The following is a 19,883-nucleotide window of genomic DNA, read 5'->3' as shown; positions in this document are numbered from 1 at the left end:
GCCGGGTGGTTTCTCACACCTGGAGATAAACATGCAAAGCACCACTAACCTCGTGTCGTCTGACCTGCTCAAGCTCCCGGTCGTTTTAACACCCCGGGCCTGGCAGGAAGCGGTGCATATTGAAAACCCTCAGGATGCAAGTGTTGTCAGTGAGCGACTGGGCGAAGTTGTCCTGGAGGCCTACCGAGAACTGCACTTGCAACCTGACAGCACACAGATCCATTTCGGCCTCTATCGTTTATTGCCTGCCGGCAATAGCACTGATCGAGTCTGGCTGGACCTAAAACTTGACCGTATAGAATCACCGCCAGGCGTTTTCTATCTGTACATCTCACTCAAGGAAGAAACTCATACTTCTTGCCCGTAATCCTTCGACAATCACAGCACTGCCCAAAGCCCGACACCTGTCGGGCTTTTTTCATTCGTAGCAGTGTGGAGCTGCCCATGATCAACATCCCCGGCCAACTGGCCATCCGTACCATCAGCGGCCGTAATGGCGAATTCAACGTCGGACGGCTTTCGACCTCTATCGGTGAGTTCGTGATCAAAGACGCACTCCTCGATCAGTACGATGAAGGCAAATACCGAGGCGACTTTCTGATAACGGAGATCCGTCCTTCGTATTACTCCACAGCAGGCCGCCTGATCGTTGAGATCCGTGCAAGGCTGGAAAGCATGAGCCTCGACGACGTCGACAATCTGACACCAGAAGACGCCGCCAGGCTCTCGCCAAACGAGCCTGACCCTATGGATGAAGAGTCTTCTTCCAACCTCTCCAAGCCTGTGCAGCGTAATAATCCGCCCGCCCTACCGGCCACCAATAAACAGGTATCAAAAGAGGATGCCCCGTTCGGGATGACCCCGACCGGCGCAACCAACGACCTCGAGGCAGATGCCGAGTTGTTCGGCACAATCTGGCCTCTAAGCTATACAGTCAGGCTGGACACAACTGTTGATCGTCAGCAACTACGCCAACAGTGCAGTCGGCTCTCGGAGCTCGGCTATTTACACAACTTCAAACTGCAGGTATGGAATATCTCCAATACCTAACGATGCCGGCGATACGCCAAGCCAATCGGCACATTCATGAGAGGCTCCCTCCTGGGCGCTCCTCGACTCAACAGGAGCAGCACATGAATCTAATCTTCAATAACCTGACCCAACAAATCCTTGAAAACATCGAAGATCAGCTCGCCAATAACGAGGTATCGACGAATGAGGAGCTTTGGGACTTCTTCGTAGAGGAGCTCGAAATGACGGCAGAACAAGCCGATGGCGCCGTTGCCCTTCGCCCCAAATACCTGGGGCAAATCTTTCTCACTGGGCACAGCCCACTATTTCAAAACGAGACGGTCTAGTTTGGCGCGGGGAGTCAGATCGATCTGGAGGGCATCACCATCAGGCTTTGTGTTAACGACAGAAAAGCCCTCCCAAAAAGGAAGAAAAGTATAATATCGCACATAAGAACGCCGGTTTGTTAGATGTGTTTGCTCGCACGAACATCATCAATCAAATCGGCGTTCTTGTTTCTGTGTTGCCCGGAATTCCTTGAAGGTAAGCGTCCGGTAAACACGCCTTCCTGACGCCAACGCCTTAATAGTTGAGATCGGTAGTAGACCACGCCGCACGCTTGCGACGCTTTAGCTGGCGCTGAGATTGAGCGGATGCTTGAACAACGTGACGTGGCCTAGGCCGCGATACAGGACAGGTTAGGAAATTCGCGGCCTCATCCAGACGCTGAGTTAGGCACGCGTCTGCAGTGCCCTGTTTACGTAAAGAGATGAGTTTAGCGACTAGATCAATTAGGCGAAATTCTAGCAAAGAATCCCGCCTAATCCGGTAGTCAGGCCGTCCTAGCGCGATTTGTGGCAACAATTTGCTCATCTGTAAACTGACTGCCGGGAACCATAAATTTTGCGATAAGTGCGTCTCGGTTTTGAGGTGCCCGTACCTTGTCTGCCGCCTCCAGCGCCATCTTCAGCTCCGGCAATGTTAGCTCGGTGCAGTAGGCTGGTGTTCCTGGTTGCTGACGCCACGAATCTTCAAGGCTACCAGCGGCAAGCGCGATAAAGCCCGTATCCTCAACGAGATCCTGCGCGACGGCCTCTGCATGAGTGTCATCCCCTGCTACATGTAAGCCAATGCGTGTCGAAGATCCAGTTGGTTGCCGATTGTCGGCAAGAGTCGCTGCAAGGACGGCGTTCCAAGCCTTAATGACCGGGCGGCTAAACTGCTCGCTTACCCAAACGTTCACGGGCTTGCCGTCGTCAACTTCTATGATTGCCCCGTCGCGTCCCGGATAGTAATTGGACGTGTCAATGACAACGACTTTCTCGGGGACATTCTTTAACGTCTGTTTGAGATCTGGATATTTTGGGAAGGGTATCGAGAGGATCACAACGCCTACCTCGGACACTGCCTCTTCCTTGGTCACAGCGTGTGCGCCGATTTCACTGACCAGGTTTTGAAGGCTTTCGGGGCCTTTCGAATTTGCCAGCTTAACTTCATGGCCGCACGCGACGAGCTTGCGGGCAAGGGTAGCCCCAATATTGCCGGCGCCGCTAACTCCGATTTTCACTTCAATAACCTCCTCACCCACAACCAATATTCAAGTTGCTACCTGGCTAGGTGTGCGAATGAATCAAGCGTGTCGCAAAGCCGCTGCGATCTGGGGTGAGCACGCATGTCGCTTGACTCAGGTAAATACGACTCTTCAAGAATGAAAGGTTACGCTGTCGGTAATCGGCACACGATGCCAGCGTCTAGCGGCATCCAAATTACCGCCATTCGCCCCTTTTGGGTCGGTAGCGACGACCACTTTCGACAATCGGTGTTAATGGTTAAGCCTCAGTCCGTTCCGCATCTCAACGGTGTCATCGACCTAACCCCTCACATCGAACGGCACTCTCGAGCTCCGTATCGCCGAGCATCATTTCAAAACCCGCGGTTTCTTCCTTACGAGATAGTTCAGTGATTAAGGAATCAGAATTTGCGATGAAAATATTGACCGCGGCCGGCGTTAAAAAACTAGGTAATTATGTTACTCAGCAGCGTTGCGAGGAGTTTGAGGTAATTTCGTGTCTGTGCTTAGCGACACCGCTACGTAGCGTAAATTTTTAGCTAGCCGTATTATTTTTGACGACGGATAACGAGATAGCTACAGCAGAATTACAATTCTGACACAATCCCAGCGGAACCTTCTTTTTTTGAGCCGTGTCAAAGTAGGCTGTTGACTAGCACCGTATCGCCGGCTAGAGGAGACGCAGGTCTGCAAAAAATCGCATACCAACAACATACTTTCATCCTAAACTACAATTAGTTTAAATGAGTTTTATTAGCCGTTCTGAAAGGTAGGATCCATATTTGTGTTTTTGTTTGTAGCGATGAGAATCTAGATTGAAGCCAACCACTACATTAGGCAAGGAGAAGCATGTGGGATCCAATCACGCTCATGGCGGTGCCGCTCTACGTGAAGGACACCAGAAAAAACTACTCATGGCGCTTGCCCTGACTGGTATTTTTATGATTGCGGAGGTTATCGGAGCATGCGTTACCGGCAGCCTAGCCCTGCTGTCTGATGCATCACATATGCTCACAGATACTGCTGCTCTGGCAATTTCACTGATTGCTCTCCAAATAGCCAAGCGGCCAGCGGACCAGAAACGGACTTTTGGATATGCTCGCATAGAGATCCTAGCCTCAACGTTCAATGCCTTATTACTCTTTATGGTCGCTGCCTACATTTTGTACGAGGCGTATCAGCGCTTGCTAGTACCGTCGGAGATTGCTACCGGTGCGATGATGTGGATCGCAATTGGGGGTCTTTTTGTGAACCTGATATCGATGCGTCTGCTCTCCTCTGCCAGCAGTGAAAGTCTGAATCTCAAGGGAGCCTATCTTGAAGTCTGGAGCGACATGCTTGGTTCATTGGGCGTGATCATAGCGGCACTTGTCATCCGATTTACAGGTTGGAGCTGGGTCGATACGATTGTCGCCGTAGCAATCGGTATATGGGTGTTTCCACGTACTTGGCAGTTGTTGCGCGAAAGCTTGGGGGGTACTTATGGAAGGGGTACCCGACAATCTCAATATTGCGGAAATAGAGTCCCTGATACTTGGAGTAGATGGGGTCATGGAGGTCCATGATCTGCATGTTTGGGCTCTAAGTAGTGGCCGCAATATCCTGACGTCGCACGTAGTCGTGCGAGATTCATTAAATCGAGATGTTATTCTCGCATCAGTCATTGACGCGGTGAGTAAATCGTTCGAAATTCATCACTGCACGATTCAAATGGAGCAAGCAGCCTTTCATGATAATGCTCCGAAGCCTTCACACTAGTCGTTTTTTTGATGACGCTAATTGTTGTATTTGCAGGCAGAAGCCCTAAGAAAAATCGACTTAAGATGCGTTCCCCAAGACTATACGCGCTTTTAAATATGCATTACTGCCACCTCTAAATTTAACGACTAATCGAGTTGACCGGCGGCCAATATTAAAGGAGCCTTCAGGCAGATTCGCCTGCTACGCGCACTGAAGGCATCCGCCAGCTTTGGCCTTAAAAACCTTACCATTGACAGATTCTCGATTATTCCAAACAATCAATTTATCATAACTATCAATAATATTGCGCAAAAATTACAAATTTGCAAAGCTTACGCGCATTTAGCCAATTCGCGCTAGGATCAGTTATTATTGAGTTAATGTAATGCGCATGAAAATAAATAATGAAATTAAACACCAAGCACACAGCAGTACTACCAATCAGCGTATAACCACACTGGCGGCCGATTGGACTATTATTTTACTCACATCCTGAGATAAGTTATGCGCGTTCTAGTTGTGGAAGACGAAACCAAAAACGTAGAATACCTTCAGCAGGGCCTTTCTGAAAGCGGGTACATCGTAAATATAGCAAACAATGGTGTTGATGCCGCTCACTTATTCAATACTAATATTTATTCGTTTCTGCTTCTCGATGTGAACCTCCCTGACATCAATGGCTTGGACCTTTTGGAAGTCATTAGAGAAACCAGCCGGGTCCGCGTCATTATGCTGACTGCCTGGGGACGAACCAACGACAAGCTCAAGGGTTTGGACGGTGGCGCAGATGACTACCTCGTCAAGCCCTTCGAGTTTCCCGAGCTGCTTGCTCGCATGCGCTCGCTGCAAAGACGTGGCGACGAGCTTTTTGAGAAAAACGCGCTGAGAATTTCGGATGTAGAGCTCGACTCTGTGCGCCATCGGGTGTTCCGTGGATCTACACGCATAGACCTCAACACCAAGAAATTTGCTCTCCTGCACCTTCTCATTAGTCGAGCTGGCAAAGCACTTACACGCTCTCAGAGCATCTGGCTGATATGGGACATGAACTTTGACTGCGATAATAACGTTATTGACGTCTCTATCCGGCGATTACGCTCGAAGATCGATGATCCATTTGAGACCAAGCTCATACATAAACTTCGAGGCATAGGGTACGTTCTGGAGGAGCGCGCATGAGGCCGTTCAGTCTGGCTGTGAAGCTGGGATTCAAAGTCGGTTTGATGAGCGCAGCGCTGCTCCTCCTTTTCGCCACCTTTGGGTATGTGATGGTGAGCCAAGCTCTCGAGAGAAACTCCCGAATGGACCTCGAAGTGAAAATGGCGGGTATGACTCACAACCTATCCGCTATCACTAGTATCGCTGATGTCAATCCAGACGCGCACCAGCTAGTTGACTTGGTCATGGGGCACAATAATCTGTACGTCAGCATCTTTGAGTCAGGACAAACGCAAACTCCACTGCTCTCAATAGGTTCGAAGGCAGTCAACCTGGAAGTGCACAAGTTCAAGCCAACCGAGCAGGTTAAACAGCACGAGTGGCGTGACTCCACGGGTCGCCCGCTACTTAGCGCTTCGCGAGTAATGAATCTAGGCGATGGAACCGAAGTTAGTGTGTTCATGACCATGGACCAGTCAGCCAACCAAGCCCTGCTCGATGCATTGCTAACCTGGGCGCTGATGGTCTCGCCTCTTATTCTCTTGCTGATCTTGGCCATTGGATGGTGGACTGTGCGCAGAGGACTACTGCCTCTGACCAAGTTCTTGAGGATTGCCTCGAAAATTTCCACCGAGAGCCTTGATCATCGCCTACCAACGAAGGGGATGCCGGCAGAACTGAAGAAGCTCGGCGATGGAATCAATATCATGCTGATGCGTCTAGATGATGGGGTTCAGCAGCTATCGCAGTTCTCGGACGATCTTGCTCACGAACTGCGTGCACCTTTGTCCAATCTCATGGGTAAGGCTCAGGTTGCGCTGACCCGGGAAAGGTCTCTTCCTGAGTACCGAGAAGTCTTGGAGTCGTGCACGGAAGAGTTGGACCGCATGAGTCGAATGGTTTCCGACATGCTATTTCTAGCCCAGGTCAGCCACCCCGCGTCAATGGTAGAATTCGAAAATGTCTGTTTGCTCGACGAAATTCAGCGGGTCTGCGACCTCTTCAGCATTACGGCCGAAGAAGGCGAAATACAACTCCAGCTCACAGGAAATGGCGTGGTGCGTGGCAATCAGATAATGATTCAACGAGCCATCTCGAACCTTGTCTCGAACGCGATTCGCTACTGCCCAAGAGGCCGGACGGTTTACGTGAAAGTTCAACGCGGTGCTAACGGAACTACCTTGAGTGTTGGTAACCCGGGGCGCGGAATCGCCAAGGAACACCAGGTGCATTTGTTCGAGCGGTTCTACCGTGTAGACAAAAGCCGAGCACGAAATGAAGGTGGTACGGGTCTGGGCCTAGCTATAGTACAGTCAATTATGGGATTGCATCAGGGTTCTGCGAGCGTAGAAGTGACTGATCAGAATTTTACCTGGTTTCACCTCAACTTTCCCGACACCCAAATGAAGCAAACGCAAATGGGCGCAGCCTAGGTCCCGTATATGGAGGGGGCCGATTTTAGAAGAGCTCTCTTTTTTACTTGAAAGCTTTAATGCCTGAGGGCTGCCGTATTGTTTTGGTCTTTAGCTCGACGTCTAGAGGGGAAGGCAGCCCTACCCGAAAATATGGCGAGCAGCCACATATAACGCGACCTTATCGGCACGCCCCCCCCCCCCGCCTTAAACTCTTTCACGCCCCTCTGAGTGAACCACAGACGGAGTCAAAAAAATTCGACAGCCAGTTTGACTAACCGCCAACGGCGCCGCATTTGAGATGCCAGCTAATCTAGCCGTTAGCTTCGATGCGTAAACAAAAATATCCAATCGCTGCTACACAGTCTTTAGATCGTTTATGGCTAGCTTCCACTAGTGGCAAAAAATCCAAAAACATCAATGGCTTAGATATCACATTAAAGGTTATGAAAGAAAAATAGCCTGCTTCGGAGCTTTCACAAACACAAAATTTATACCGTTTCACCAAACGCATAAATTACGAAATTGTAATGATTCCCTCACCCTGCTGTTAGCTTCAAAATCCTAAACTATCAAACCACAAAGGCTGCTAGTTAAGCAGACCTAGTAAACATCGAGGGCACAATGAAATTCATAAAACTCCTCTCTATTGGTATCGTACTGACTGGATTTATGAGTTCCGCTTTTGCTGAAGACGGTTTCGAGCGAACCAAAAATTTCAAAGATAACTTCCGAGCCGAGCAAGCTCGTCTATGGGGTCCTGATGTATCGGAGAAAAGTAAGCAGAAAATTGCTCAAGAAAAACAGAAAGAACCTAAGGGCATTAGCAGCAAGTCGACAACTAAGAGACAGTAAAAAACAATTAACACGATCAAAGCCATCGACAAAAAGCCAGATTAATATCTGGCTTTTTAGCAACCTCTCCCTAATTGTACTTATTAAATAATTTTTCAGCATCAAAGATAAATCCTGAGATGGATTATTCACTTTAAACTGAAAAGCAGCTAGAAATTTAAATACTCTCTTCGCCGGGCTCTTACTTTCAACGGGAGCCAGTAGCACTATCTCCTAGAATATTTTCACCATCCTGTGCAGTGTCCTTCCAGCGGCATAGAAGCAGTTGGCTCGCGTTCGTTTCAGTGATTATTTTGCAACCAACGTCTACAGGTAGATCAGAATCGCTGTCGCGCAAACGCCTGGAAAGGTAGAACGATCTGTCGCGAGGCCACTTGTCAGGATCTTTGATGCTTTTGGACATTCCCCGGCTATAAAACTCCGACGAATACGAGCGGCGGCCAGGATAAATCAGGGGGCCCGATTGAGACGACTGCACATCCAGCCAGGCCTGCACTAAATCTCGCTGGTTCTGAGGACGATCCTCAAGCACACCGTTATAGATAATACCGGCGCCCGCGACTGGCAGCATCAGAGCGCTCGCTGCAGCAGCCCAAGCAGTCTTTCTGCCCACTTCGCTGATACATTCGGCAAGGAGTAGCGTCCATGCAGGCAGAGCAGGAAGAAGATAGGTCCAGAGAATGTTACCAGAGAAAGTAAAGAAAACAGGTGTCGCCAATGCCCAAAGCCAAAGGTATACATCGAAGCGCTGCATCGTCCCACGCCTGCTAATAACGAGGGGTAGAAAGAAAGTCCAAGGAAGCAACGCTAAGCCAAGCTGAATCCATATGGTGCCGTAGGGCTTGGCGTGAGCACTCCCGTAGAGATCCCCGGCCCAATCACTTACAACATATCGGCTCCAGTGCTCGCCGACAAAAAAATACTCAAGGAAACCCGGCGTCTTCATTTCGGCTGCAATGTACCAAGGCACTGATATACCTAACATGAGAGCAATCCCCGTTACCCAAGGAAGCCTCAATACCCGATTCCATTGCTTGTAGATGACGATCCAAAAAAATGCTGGCGCGCCCATCAGTACCAAGGTCAGTGGCCCTTTAGCAAGCAGGCCCAAGCCGAGAGCTAAGAACATAAGGTAGGCATCCCCTTTGCCTGCGCACTTCATCCAACGCCAGAAACCATAGCTGGCCAACAGGATCGAGAACGATAAAACGGGGTCAGTCAGCACAACACCACTGGACACCAAGCCCAGCGCCGTGCCGGAAAAGATGATGGCTGCCCAAATGCCCGCCTTGCGCGATACCTCCTGTGTCGCGAGCCTGATGATGATGAAGCAGCTTGCCAAGTGGAGAAACCAGGCTGGGAATCGAGCAGCAAACTCATTGGTGCCGAATACCGTCATGCTCGCCGCTTGGGTCCAGAAAGACAGCGGTGGCTTGCCCCAAAATGGAACTCCGTAATCGAACATCGGAGTCACCCAGTCACTCAGTTCAACCATCTTGCGTGCCATTTCAGCGTAGCGTGCTTCAGAGGTATCCATCAGGGGATATACGCCCAGCCCCAGGAGACGCAAAAGCAGAATCGAACTCAGGATGAACCACAATGTTCGCTCGCTTTTCAAATTCAGCATTTCTTACCCTCGAGTGAGGAAGCCGGAGGATGAATAGTCATGGGTCGCGCTTCATTATTACTATTTAGAAAATAAAGGGGGCGGCGTTTGACCTCCGCGAGCGTTACGCCTACGTACTCGCCCACCAGTGCAACACCCACGCACATGAATGAAGCAATTCCGACAAGCAGGTGATGGATGTCAAAGGAGCCTGCTACCAGTACTGCGAGCAGGTAGCAGATGCTGGAGACAAAGAAACTGAAGCTAATGAGACTGAATATACGAAGCGGCTTGCGGGAGAAGCTGAGAATACTTTCGATGGCTAGGTCCAGCAGGCTAGCGGCGTTCCACTTGGTATTGCCGGCATGACGGGAAGTGCGATTGTAGGGTAACTCAATGGTGCGAAAGCCTACCCAGCCGATCAAACCCTTAAGAATTCTGGAGCGTTCGTCCAGCGCTCTTAAGGCGGCCAATGGAGCAGGACCAATCAGACGGAAGTCACTGACATCCACCGGAAGATCAACTTTCTCCACCAGGCGCTGCATGATCCAGTAATAGCTACGTGCACTCGTGCGTTTTAGCCAGGAGTCGCCAGTTCGCAAGTCGCGTTGCATGTTCACAACGTCGTAACCCATCTGCCAATGATATACCATACTCGAGATGAGTTCAGGTGGATCCTGAAGGTCGACATCAATGAAGATCAATGCGCTACCGCGTGCATGGTCGATCCCTGCACTTAACGCAGCCTCTTTTCCGAAGTTCCGACTTAGGAACAGGCATCGTACATTTGATCCATCTTGATAGTGTCGAAGTAGGTCTGCAGTTTGATCGCTACTACCATCGTCGACATAGAGAATCTCGCACGAAACAGGCAGGCGCTTTACAACTCTGGTGATGCGCTTGTGAAATTCCGGAATGGTTTGCTCTTCTTGAAAGCAAGGAACCACTATTGTTAACAAGGGGTCAGCGCGTTCGGAAAGCCGATGTGATGTCCGCATGATTGAATGTCCAGAAACGATGCGCAGTGAATCCGAGCGCAGTTAGGGTTAAAGTCACTAAAATCTGAGAGACAAGCGGTGAGAGATTGAATTTAATCAGAACCCACATACCTACACCATTACCGATATTAGTTGCCAACGAGACAAGTACAAACCTGATAGGTTGAAGCTTATAAATTCCCGTCGCCACGAAACTGAGCCTTCTATTACCAATATAGCTAATAATAGCGCCTATCACGCCTCCGCCAACGCTGGCTAACACTGGATCAGTAACTCCATTTACAATAAGCAGGAGAAATACAAAATAGTGCCCCCCGGTTGCTACGAATCCAATGCCTAGATAACGAATAAGCAAAGCTATGATCGACATGCTTGTATTTTCCATCTACAAAGACTAAACAACCCGAAGTGAAAAAAAAGTGAACTGCATGTAATTTCAGAACTAAATGATGCAGCACCTCGACAATAGCTGTGCCACCCAACAAACACCAAAAAACCCTAATAATAAACTGAACAAATAACTCTAGCATGATCCAGAGATTACAATTCTGATAAGAGCATATACATGATGGCACTTTAGATCTTGGACAATTAAGCACTTTCTCAAAACATGAAAACCAGTAACGACACCAATAATTACACCAATTAAGTATCAACTTACCAACCAGTGATCCATTTTCTCACGAGCGCCCATCAGTTTAAACAAGAAGCAACCTGCTAAACGTACGTGTCGTCGAGCTAAGCCCATATATTCAGTGTTTATTTTTGGTTGGGTAGCAAGCTAGTACGACCCAGAACTTGCTGCCACACCATCGACTTTCGTTTTTCGTTCAAAGCCTGAGGACTCACCTAAAGCAATTATCCGGAGTTAAGTCTTTAAGTAAGCCTAAGCCCCGAGCCAATTATAAACTTTCCAATAAACACCCTTATCAAGCCGCACTTCGACTGAGTCAGTGCTCATGCTTTGCCTGGATGTCACAGAAATCAGTTTTTTTCAAAATTCGCTGCTTCTGAGTGCAAATTCGCCGGCCTAAATTTTTTAGCTGGACTTGACTTACTTTTGGGGAGGGGGGCAAGGACTGACAATCTTTGGTTAAAACATGTCAAGGACCATAGAAAACGCCAGGCATCGCCTGGCGTTTTTCTATGGCCTCTAAAAATCCTATCGATGCATTCAATTTTTGTTGTTGACACATTGGGAAAACAAAGAATAACGAATCGTATTAAGCTCACCCCGCGAGTCTTCGTAGGTCATCAACCGTTGATACACCTCGCAAGTACGGGGATCCTGGGACTGACGCACAAATTTTGCAACATCAATCTTCATTCCATACTTGTAGTCCTGAATCTCTGGTATTGGCTTATTATTTTTCGCCGCATAGCTAGCCACGGCGTTCTGATGTTCCTGAATATATTGCAACTGCTTCTTTTCGGAAAACGTAGTAGCTTGTGAAACTATAGGCAAAACAGCTAGGGCTGCCGCAATGATAAGCTTTTTCATAAGGTCCTCTCAATATCAATCTTATTGGGAGTAACCTTATCAACTCACAGGCATCACCGGCATGACGGTAAACTTACAATTTTGAAAGGTGACAACAATATCCAGAATGAAAAGCCCACAACGTTGCTGTGGGCTTCTGTTATGGGCTATCAGCTACCCGCTTCATCACCATCATCATCTTTGCGGTGTGCCCATTGATACAGAGCAGGAAGCACCAACAGAGTAAGCACGGTAGACGAAAGAATCCCGCCAATCACCACTGTCGCCAGTGGCCGCTGAACTTCAGCACCGGTACCTGTTGCGAGAGCCATCGGGATAAATCCGAGGGATGCGACTAGGGCTGTCATCAGAACGGGCCTTAACCGTGTCAACGCGCCTTCATCTACCGCTTGCCGGAGGGTACGTCCTTCCTCCCGCAGCCCGCGGATAAAAGAAATCATAACCAGGCCGTTTAGAACTGCCACACCGGACAGCGCAATGAAGCCAACTCCCGCCGAGATAGACAGCGGGATATCCCGCAACCACAGTGCAACTACACCGCCGGTGAGTGCGAATGGAATTCCGGTGAAGACCAGCATGCCATCCTTCAAGTTGTTGAACATCAGGAACAGCAGTGTCATGACCAGAAGCAATGCGACTGGAACAACGATCTGCAGACGCTTGGCTGCTGATTGCAACTGCTCAAACTGGCCACCCCAGGTAGTCCAGTAGCCTGCTGGGATCTGCACAGTAGCCAGCGACTTAGTCGCTTCTTCAACGAACGAGCCTAGGTCACGGCCTCGAACGTTTGCACTAACTACTACCAGCCGTTTCCCATTTTCGCGGCTGATCTGGTTCGGGCCCAACTGCAAGTCAAGATTAGCGACTTGGGACAGAGGAATGAACCCTATCTGATTAGCATCCTGAGCAACATTAGCAGGCACAGGAATCAGCAAGCTGGACATACCCGCTACGTCAGTGCGCACGGTCTCAGGCAGTCGCACCACCATATCGAACCGACGATCGCCCTCATACAATGTACCTGCCTGGCGGCCACCCACAGCAATAGCAATTGAGTTTTGCACATCCGCGATGTTCAAACCGTAGCGTGCTGCTTTTTCGCGGTCGATGTTGATGGTTAACACAGGAAGGCCGGAAGTCTGCTCAACCTTGACCTCCGATGAGCCCGGTACCGCTTTAAGCGATGCCGCGATTTTGTTGGCGGTGCTGTTGAGCGCGTCCATGTCATCGCCAAAAACTTTCACCGCAACGTCACTACGCACGCCCGAAATCAGCTCGTTGAAACGCAACTGGATCGGCTGGGACAACTCATAGTTGCTTCCCGGGACACCTGCTGCGGCTTTCTGCACCTCAGCGATCAGCTCATCACGAGGCTTATTGGGATTTGGCCACTGATCCTGAGGCTTAAGCATTATGTAGGCGTCAGAGGCGTTAGGCGGCATTGGATCAGATGCGATTTCTGCAGTACCCGAGCGTGCGAACATCCGCTCTACTTCTGGGACCTGCGCTATTACCGCTTTCTCCAGGCGCTGTTGCATCTCGACGGACTGAGTAAGGCTCGTTCCGGGCACTCGCATAGCCTGCATCGCAAAGTCGCCCTCACTAAGGCTGGGAATGAACTCGCTACCCATACGACTTGCAAGTATACCGCTAAGTACGACCAGAGCTACTGCAGCCGAGAACGCAATGTTCCGGTGCCCAAGAACCCATTGCAGTATCGGCTCATAGCGCTGTCGGGCGGTGCGCATTACCACGCCCTCCTCTTCCTTGACCTTGCCAGTGATGAACATGGCGATAGCAGCAGGAACAAAGGTTACGGAAAGAATCATTGCCCCCAGCAGCGCCATTACGACAGTGAATGCCATGGGGTGGAACATTTTTCCTTCGACGCCGGTTAGGGCGAAGATCGGCAGATACACTACCATGATGATCAACTGGCCAAATATCAGTGGCCGGCGAGCTTCACCTGCAGCGGCAAAGACTTCATGGAAGCGTTCTGCTTTGGTGAGTATGCGACCATGCTTGTGTTGCGCATGAGCCAGTCGGCGGATCGCGTTTTCTACTATAACCACGGCACCATCTACAATAATGCCAAAGTCGAGTGCTCCCAAACTCATTAGGTTTGCACTAACCTTGTTGTTGAACATACCTGTGAAGGTAAATAGCATGGACAGCGGGATCACCATTGCGGTGATCAGTGCTGCGCGGATGTTGCCGAGGAACAGGAAGAGAATAGCAATTACCAGAATCGCGCCTTCCACCAAGTTCTTCTTCACCGTCGCAATGGCTTTTTCAACCAAGTTGGTACGGTCATAAACGGTCACAGCAACCACGCCCTTCGGCAGGGTGCGGTTGATGTCGGTCAATTTGGTGGCCACAGCTTGGGACACTGTACGACTATTTTCACCAATCAGCATAAATACGGTACCGAGTACTACTTCGCGACCATTCTCAGTAGCAGCCCCCGTTCGCAGTTCTTTACCGATGCTGACTTCAGCAACGTTGCTGATGCGAATCGGCGTGCCATCTACACTGGTAATTACGATGTTGGCAATATCTTCGATATTGCTTACCTGACCCGGCGCACGAATGAGCAACTGCTCACCATTACGCTCGATGTAACCGGCGCCCACGTTGGCGTTGTTGCTTTCCAATGCAACTACCAGGTCATTAAGTGTCAGCTTGTAGGTAGCCAACCGCTTCGGGTCCGGCGCAATCAGAAACTGCTTGGCGAAGCCACCGATGGTGTTGATCTCGGCAACACCAGGGACGTTGCGCAGCTGCGGCTTGATAATCCAATCCTGGATCACTCGCAGGTCGGTGGGAGTGTAAGGAGTACCATCTTCTTTGAGTGCGCCATCTTCCGCTTCAACGGTCCACAGGAAGATTTCACCAAGCCCGGTGGATACAGGCCCCATGACGGCCTCGACCCCATCTGGCAACTGTTCCTTTGCAACCTGCAAACGCTCGTTAATGAGTTGGCGGGCAAAAAAGATGTCAGTACCGTCTTTGAAGATCACGGTGACCTGTGACAAGCCGGAGCGAGATAGGGATCGGGTTTGCTGAAGGCCCGGAAGACCGGCCATGGCCGTTTCAACTGGAAACGTGATCCGCTGTTCGGTTTCCAACGGCGAGTAACCAGGGGCGCCAGTGTTAATCTGCACCTGGACGTTTGTGATATCAGGCACCGCATCAATGGGCAGTTTTTGGTAGCTGTAGATACCTATACCGGCCATGATTAGAACTGCGATCATTACTACGATGCGCTGCTCAATGGCGAATCTGATGATACGTTCAAACATAAGAAATCATCCTGTAAATTCGCATCAGTGGCCATGCTCGGCAGACGCTTTGCCAAGCTCAGACTTGAGCGTGAAGCTGCCACTGGTTGCCACTTGGGCACCCGATTGGAGGCCTTCGGTTATTTCCACATAGCCACCGGCACGGCGACCTAGAGTTACCCTGCGAGTGTCGAAGCCCTCAGTGGTCCTCACGAAAACTGCAGTTTTTTCCTCGACGGTCTGCACCGCTGACTCTGGAACAGCTACAGCAACTTGATCAGTTTGTGACGTGACTGCGATGCTCACGAACAGCCCCGGTCGCCAGGCCCCATTGGGATTGGTCAGAGTGACACGGACGGGCGCTGCACGATTCTGCTCGCCCAAAAGGCTGCCTACGTAACCCACCTTGCCCTCGACCTCAGCCTTCATGTCAGGAGAAGAAACCTTTACCGAGCGGCCAGTCACGACCTTTCCGAGATCGCCAGGAGGAACCGCGAAAGTTGCCCACACCTGATTAAGATCGGACAGGATGAAAGCATTGGTTGCCTCGCTGACCACCTCACCGACGGTCAGGTGCTTTTCCACTACAACTGCGTCGAAAGGCGCACGCAGTTCATAGCGGTTACCGCCTGCAGAATTGACCGAAGCGCCGATTGCTCCGACCTTTTGCTTAGCGTTGGCCAGTGATATTTCAGCTTCTTGCAAAGCTTGTCGCGCCTGAAGGTAATCTTGCTCGGCGGAGATTTTGTCCTGCCACAACTGCTTCTCGCGGTCAAAAGTCAAGCGTGCCAACTCAACACGTCGCTGTGCAGCTTGTTGCTCACTGCGCATATCCGAGATCTGTTGACTGGCAATCACCGCAAGGACTTGGCCCTTCTTGACCGACTCGCCCAGGTTCGCCTGAACGCTTTCAACAACTCCAGGAACGCGAGGTACCACATGTGCGGTGTGGTCCTCATCAAACCGTATTTCGCCAGGAAAAGTCACAATAGTGCTAATCTCACGGGGAGCAGCTGCTTCCAGAACGACGCCCGCAGCCTCAATCTGCTCGGCGCTAAGCGTCATCTTGCCCTCTTCCTCATTGGCATTTTCGCTGTGGCCTTCCTCACCGTGACCTTCATCCCCCCCGTCTTTAGCAGGTGCTACAGCAGTTCTCTCATGGCCATCTTCAGTGCCATGTTCGGCCTTACTGACTGGAGGCTGCTCGGAACTGGAGTTCCAGGCGAAACTGCCAAATCCGAGGACTGCCACAGCGATTACCGCGAGCGCGATCTTGCGTTTGTTATCCATTGCTACTCCTGCTGATCTTAGGTACCGGCTTATTCAAAGACGCATACAAGGAAAATGCCTGGCCTGTTCAGCGCGTATTGGCAGTCAAGCCGACGTCGCCATACACCCTTTCCACTTGAGCACGCGCATTGGTCGCAGCCGCCAAAGAGTCGAGGTACTGGCCACGAGCAACTATCAAGGTGCGCTGAGCATCCAGCACTTCGATGAAACCGAATTTGCCCATCTCAAATCCACGAGTTGCGGTATCCACGGCCTGTTGAGCTGAAGGCAGGATCGTCTTGTCATAGGACTCGACCTCCTGCATGGCGGTAGCCCACTGATTCACTGCGGTTTGAGTTTCGGAACGTAGCCTGAGCTCAACAGCGTTTCGCTGGTCTCGGGCCTGATCTGCGCGGCGAGAAGCGGAAAGAATGTTGCCCTGATTGCGATCAAACAGCGGTAAAGGCATCGACAGCCCCACGACATTGACCCTCTCGCGAATAGAGCGGTCGTATTGGCTACCAACACTCACGGTGAGATTCGGGATGCGCTGCGCCTTTTCCGCGCCTAGTGAGGCATCGCTCTTATCTATTTGAGCAAGCGCTTGACGCATATCTGCGGTTTGATCGAGCTTCGCCAGTAATTCTGTAGCTTGCGGCGGCTTGCCGGGAGATAGGTCTGGCGAGTCAAGACGATCAAATGCAGTGACCGAACTGCCTATTAACTGGGCCAATTGCTGGTAAGCCGTTGACTTCAAGGTTTCAGCGCGCCTTACCTGTAACTTGGCTTCAGCCAGTTGCACCTGAGCGCGCGTGGCTTCCACCGGCGAGGACTTACCGGCACGCACCCGTCCATCGACGATGCGCAGACCGCGTTCGGTGAGCTCCAATGATTGTTTTGCCAGATTCAAGCCGGTCTGAGCTCTCAAAGCAGCGTAGTAAGATTGAACAACATCTGCACGAAGGCTATTGACTCGACGGTCCAGCTCTAACTGCGCGACGCTTTGACCGTAGGTTGCAACCTCGACACGAGCACGTCGCTTGCCACCCAACTCTAACGGCTGACTAAGCGCGACAGTCGTCGTGCTGGTATTACGACGGGTGTCTTCTACTTGATAAGAAATTTCAGGATTGGGGATGAGTCCAGCCTGCTTGCGCACTCCTTCAGAGATTCCGATCTCTTGACGTGCTGCTGCAAGATCGGGGTTAGCGTCTATTGCCGTCGAAAGCGCTTCAGCCAGACTGAGACTCTGGGCAAATGCGGCAGGCACCCACAATCCAGACAAGACCATACAGAACACAAAGACTTTCAAAGGAAAGATGGGGGTTTTAGATAAAGCAATGTGATTATACCAGGGCACTTTGATAGTCCTCATGCACAAACTTTGATAAAGCTTGGCGAGAACGCCTAAACAGCTGCCAAGCTCCTCTGGATCAGGTGATGGCACTCTAATCAGCGATCACTATCAGAGGGGTGGCTATAAAATTACAATTTCGTTAGAAACCCTGGGGGGATAGTCGAAATAGAAAGCTTTCAGGCGAAACGCAGGGATTTAGTGAAAAAGATTCTGGAAGCCCTGCAACGGTGGAAATACCTGATAACAGAATTGTAATCACCCCGTCACCGACTCGTTATCTTTGATCTGCAAATATGACCCAGGCGCTATTCTAAGTGCTCCACCGGGCCAAAACAACAGACTATACCCGCGTAGGTAAATCATAATAAAAACTGCCGTAATCAAAGGAGCATCGCATGAGACACAAAGTAACTTTGTATTTGGCTGCGGTTTCAGCTTTTTCTGGAAGCTATGCCCTCACGGCACAAGCGGAAGGTAAACCAGAAGGTTTTATTGAAGGTAGCAGCCTTACTGTTCTAAACCGCAACTTCTATTTCAATCGTGATAATCGTGATGCATCTGCGCCGACTTTCAACAGCGGCAAAGGCAATACCAACGGTTATTCCGAAGCTTGGGCACATGCGATAATCACTAAATTCAACTCTGGTTTTACGCAGGGCACTGTGGGCTTTGGTATAGATGCGTTTGCAATGATTGGCATCAAGCTTGATACTGGTGGCGGGCGCAACGGTGGCCGTAGCAGCTTTGACGTGCTGCCTGTTAACGGTGACGGCGAAGCACGTGATGAATACACTAAGGTGGGTGGAGCAGCGAAGTTTCGGCTGTTTGATACTGTCGTAAAGGTTGGAGATGTTTTCCCCGCAACACCCGTCGTGGCATCGGGAGATTCTCGCTTACTCCCTGAAAGTTTCCGCGGCGTGACGGTCGAAAATAGTAGCATTCAAGGCCTAACCTTGCAGGGTGGTCGACTGCATGCGATGAGCCAGCCTGGTTCCAGCAACTTGAACGATAACTTTGCCACATTTTATGCCGGCCCGGTCAACTCGCCTTGGATTGGGTACGGCGGCGGTGATTACCAAGTCAACGACAACATCACGGTGAGCCTTTACGCCAGCCAATTGAAGGATGTTTGGAATCAATACTATGCCGGTAGCAGCCTCACTTACCCACTCAGCGATGATTTGACGCTTATCGGCGGATTCAACTACTACAAAGCTGTAGATGAAGGCAAGAAGCGCCTGGGCGAATTCGACAACAATATATGGAGCGCCAAGCTCGGCGTCCGGTACGGTGCGCATACTCTTGCACTGTCTCATCAGCGAAACAATGGCGATGACGACTTCGACTACCTTCGTCAATCAGACTCAATCTTCGTTGACAACTCAATACAGTACAGCGACTTCAACTCACCGAAGGAACGCTCTTGGATGCTGCGCTACGACTTGAACATGACCAGCTACGGTATTCCGGGGCTATCGTTCATGACTCGTTATGCCAGAGGTTCTGGTGCAGACTATTCGAACGCCAATCAATTCTATATGCGCACTGATGGTAACGGCGATCCGCTCACGAATCAAAAACGTTGGGAGCGTGATATTGAAGTCAAATACGTCGTACAAACAGGTGCGGCGAAAGATCTTTCCTTGCGATTACGTCAAGCAAATACTCGTGCCACTGCATTCGAATCGGACTTGGATGAAGTACGCCTGATCGTTGAATATCCACTTTCGATACTGTGAGCCCTAAACAAGATCGATTTATTCATGTGACTCGCCTAAAACAAAAATAGCGAGCTTAAAGAATTCACCTTGAGTTGCTTAAATGCTCCTTTGGTAAAAGGTGAATATTTTGCGCCCCCCTGGGGCGCTTTTTTTTACCTAAAATTCGAGTAAATCTTCGAGTACGCGCACCGCGTCCCGATGGAGTTCATGACTGCACCAGTGACCGCCTTCTTCAGCATGAGAAAAATCGCCCTCATCTGCACGGAATAAAATGGCCATAATAAAAAAAACAACCCAACATTTCATAAGGTCAATTCAGCAGTAGAGAAATAACCCGCAACTGGTTGGTCCGAGCCACGATATAATATATCGCGATGTTATCAAGTGTATTGCTCACTGATTAC

15 protein-coding genes and 1 pseudogene are annotated in these 19,883 nt (G+C 50.3%); 8 read left to right on the top strand and 8 right to left on the bottom strand.

What is annotated here, in order from left to right:
- Positions 1-31: 31 nt before the first annotated feature.
- The 3 genes from BLU48_RS01510 to BLU48_RS01500 all read left to right on the top strand — a co-directional run bounded on the left by BLU48_RS01510 (position 32) and on the right by BLU48_RS01500 (position 1,358).
- Positions 32-367 (top strand): hypothetical protein, encoded by a 336-nt coding sequence (locus BLU48_RS01510; RefSeq protein WP_019818101.1) that lies wholly within the window; start codon positions 32-34, stop codon positions 365-367.
- 77 nt (positions 368-444) lie between these two features.
- The gene (locus BLU48_RS01505; protein ID WP_019818102.1) at positions 445-1,050 is read left to right on the top strand and encodes a DUF3275 family protein; all 606 of its coding nucleotides are present in this window, start codon (positions 445-447) and stop codon (positions 1,048-1,050) included.
- Positions 1,051-1,133: 83 nt separating this feature from the next.
- Positions 1,134-1,358: a hypothetical protein gene (locus BLU48_RS01500; RefSeq protein ID WP_019818103.1), complete on the top strand. Its 225-nt coding sequence runs from the start codon at positions 1,134-1,136 to the stop codon at positions 1,356-1,358.
- A 485-nt stretch (positions 1,359-1,843) separates the two neighbouring features.
- Here BLU48_RS01500 and BLU48_RS01495 read toward each other — a convergent pair whose 3' ends face one another.
- Positions 1,844-2,578, bottom strand: coding sequence for an NADPH-dependent F420 reductase (locus BLU48_RS01495; RefSeq protein ID WP_032873293.1), 735 nt, complete (start codon positions 2,576-2,578; stop codon positions 1,844-1,846).
- Positions 2,579-3,432: 854 nt separating this feature from the next.
- On the opposite strand from BLU48_RS01495, the pseudogene BLU48_RS01490 reads away from it, so the two are divergent.
- From BLU48_RS01490 to BLU48_RS01475, 4 genes and pseudogenes are all read left to right on the top strand, one after another.
- A pseudogene (locus BLU48_RS01490) lies at positions 3,433-4,339 on the top strand (cation diffusion facilitator family transporter).
- Positions 4,340-4,825: 486 nt separating this feature from the next.
- Positions 4,826-5,500, top strand: a complete 675-nt coding sequence (locus tag BLU48_RS01485) for a heavy metal response regulator transcription factor (RefSeq protein WP_019818106.1) — start codon at positions 4,826-4,828, stop codon at positions 5,498-5,500.
- Positions 5,497-6,912, top strand: coding sequence for a heavy metal sensor histidine kinase (locus BLU48_RS01480; protein ID WP_019818107.1), 1,416 nt, complete (start codon positions 5,497-5,499; stop codon positions 6,910-6,912). Before BLU48_RS01485 ends, BLU48_RS01480 begins: the two co-directional genes overlap by 4 nt.
- A 603-nt stretch (positions 6,913-7,515) precedes the next feature.
- Positions 7,516-7,746: a hypothetical protein gene (locus tag BLU48_RS01475; RefSeq protein ID WP_019818108.1), complete on the top strand. Its 231-nt coding sequence runs from the start codon at positions 7,516-7,518 to the stop codon at positions 7,744-7,746.
- A gap of 187 nt (positions 7,747-7,933) precedes the next feature.
- On the opposite strand, the gene BLU48_RS01470 is transcribed toward BLU48_RS01475, so the two are convergent.
- From BLU48_RS01470 to BLU48_RS01440, 7 genes are all read right to left on the bottom strand, one after another.
- Positions 7,934-9,373, bottom strand: coding sequence for an ArnT family glycosyltransferase (locus BLU48_RS01470; RefSeq protein ID WP_019818109.1), 1,440 nt, complete (start codon positions 9,371-9,373; stop codon positions 7,934-7,936).
- Complete coding sequence (locus BLU48_RS01465) at positions 9,367-10,350, bottom strand: glycosyltransferase family 2 protein (RefSeq protein WP_024073373.1); 984 nt, start codon at positions 10,348-10,350, stop codon at positions 9,367-9,369. The genes BLU48_RS01470 and BLU48_RS01465 overlap by 7 nt, the downstream gene beginning before the upstream one ends.
- Positions 10,316-10,735 (bottom strand): GtrA family protein, encoded by a 420-nt coding sequence (locus BLU48_RS01460; protein WP_024073372.1) that lies wholly within the window; start codon positions 10,733-10,735, stop codon positions 10,316-10,318. The genes BLU48_RS01465 and BLU48_RS01460 overlap by 35 nt, the downstream gene beginning before the upstream one ends.
- 789 nt (positions 10,736-11,524) lie before the next feature.
- Positions 11,525-11,851 carry a DUF2790 domain-containing protein gene (locus BLU48_RS01455; RefSeq protein ID WP_019818112.1) on the bottom strand — a complete coding sequence of 109 codons (327 nt, stop codon included), beginning with the start codon at positions 11,849-11,851 and terminating at the stop codon, positions 11,525-11,527.
- Between the two features lie 149 nt (positions 11,852-12,000).
- Positions 12,001-15,153, bottom strand: a complete 3,153-nt coding sequence (locus BLU48_RS01450) for a CusA/CzcA family heavy metal efflux RND transporter (protein ID WP_024073371.1) — start codon at positions 15,151-15,153, stop codon at positions 12,001-12,003.
- 24 nt (positions 15,154-15,177) lie between these two features.
- Complete coding sequence (locus tag BLU48_RS01445) at positions 15,178-16,422, bottom strand: efflux RND transporter periplasmic adaptor subunit (protein WP_024073370.1); 1,245 nt, start codon at positions 16,420-16,422, stop codon at positions 15,178-15,180.
- 67 nt (positions 16,423-16,489) lie between these two features.
- On the bottom strand, positions 16,490-17,761 hold the full coding sequence (locus BLU48_RS01440; RefSeq protein WP_131672237.1) for a TolC family protein: 1,272 nt from the start codon (positions 17,759-17,761) through the stop codon (positions 16,490-16,492).
- Positions 17,762-18,153: 392 nt separating this feature from the next.
- Between BLU48_RS01440 and BLU48_RS01435 the strand changes: the two genes are divergently transcribed.
- Positions 18,154-19,497: an OprD family porin gene (locus tag BLU48_RS01435; protein WP_024073368.1), complete on the top strand. Its 1,344-nt coding sequence runs from the start codon at positions 18,154-18,156 to the stop codon at positions 19,495-19,497.
- The last annotated feature ends 386 nt before the right edge of the window (positions 19,498-19,883 follow it).

Source organism: Pseudomonas synxantha, assembly GCF_900105675.1.
Taxonomy (GTDB): Bacteria; Pseudomonadota; Gammaproteobacteria; order Pseudomonadales; family Pseudomonadaceae; genus Aquipseudomonas; species Aquipseudomonas synxantha.
This window is presented reverse-complemented; position numbering and strand designations above follow the sequence as displayed.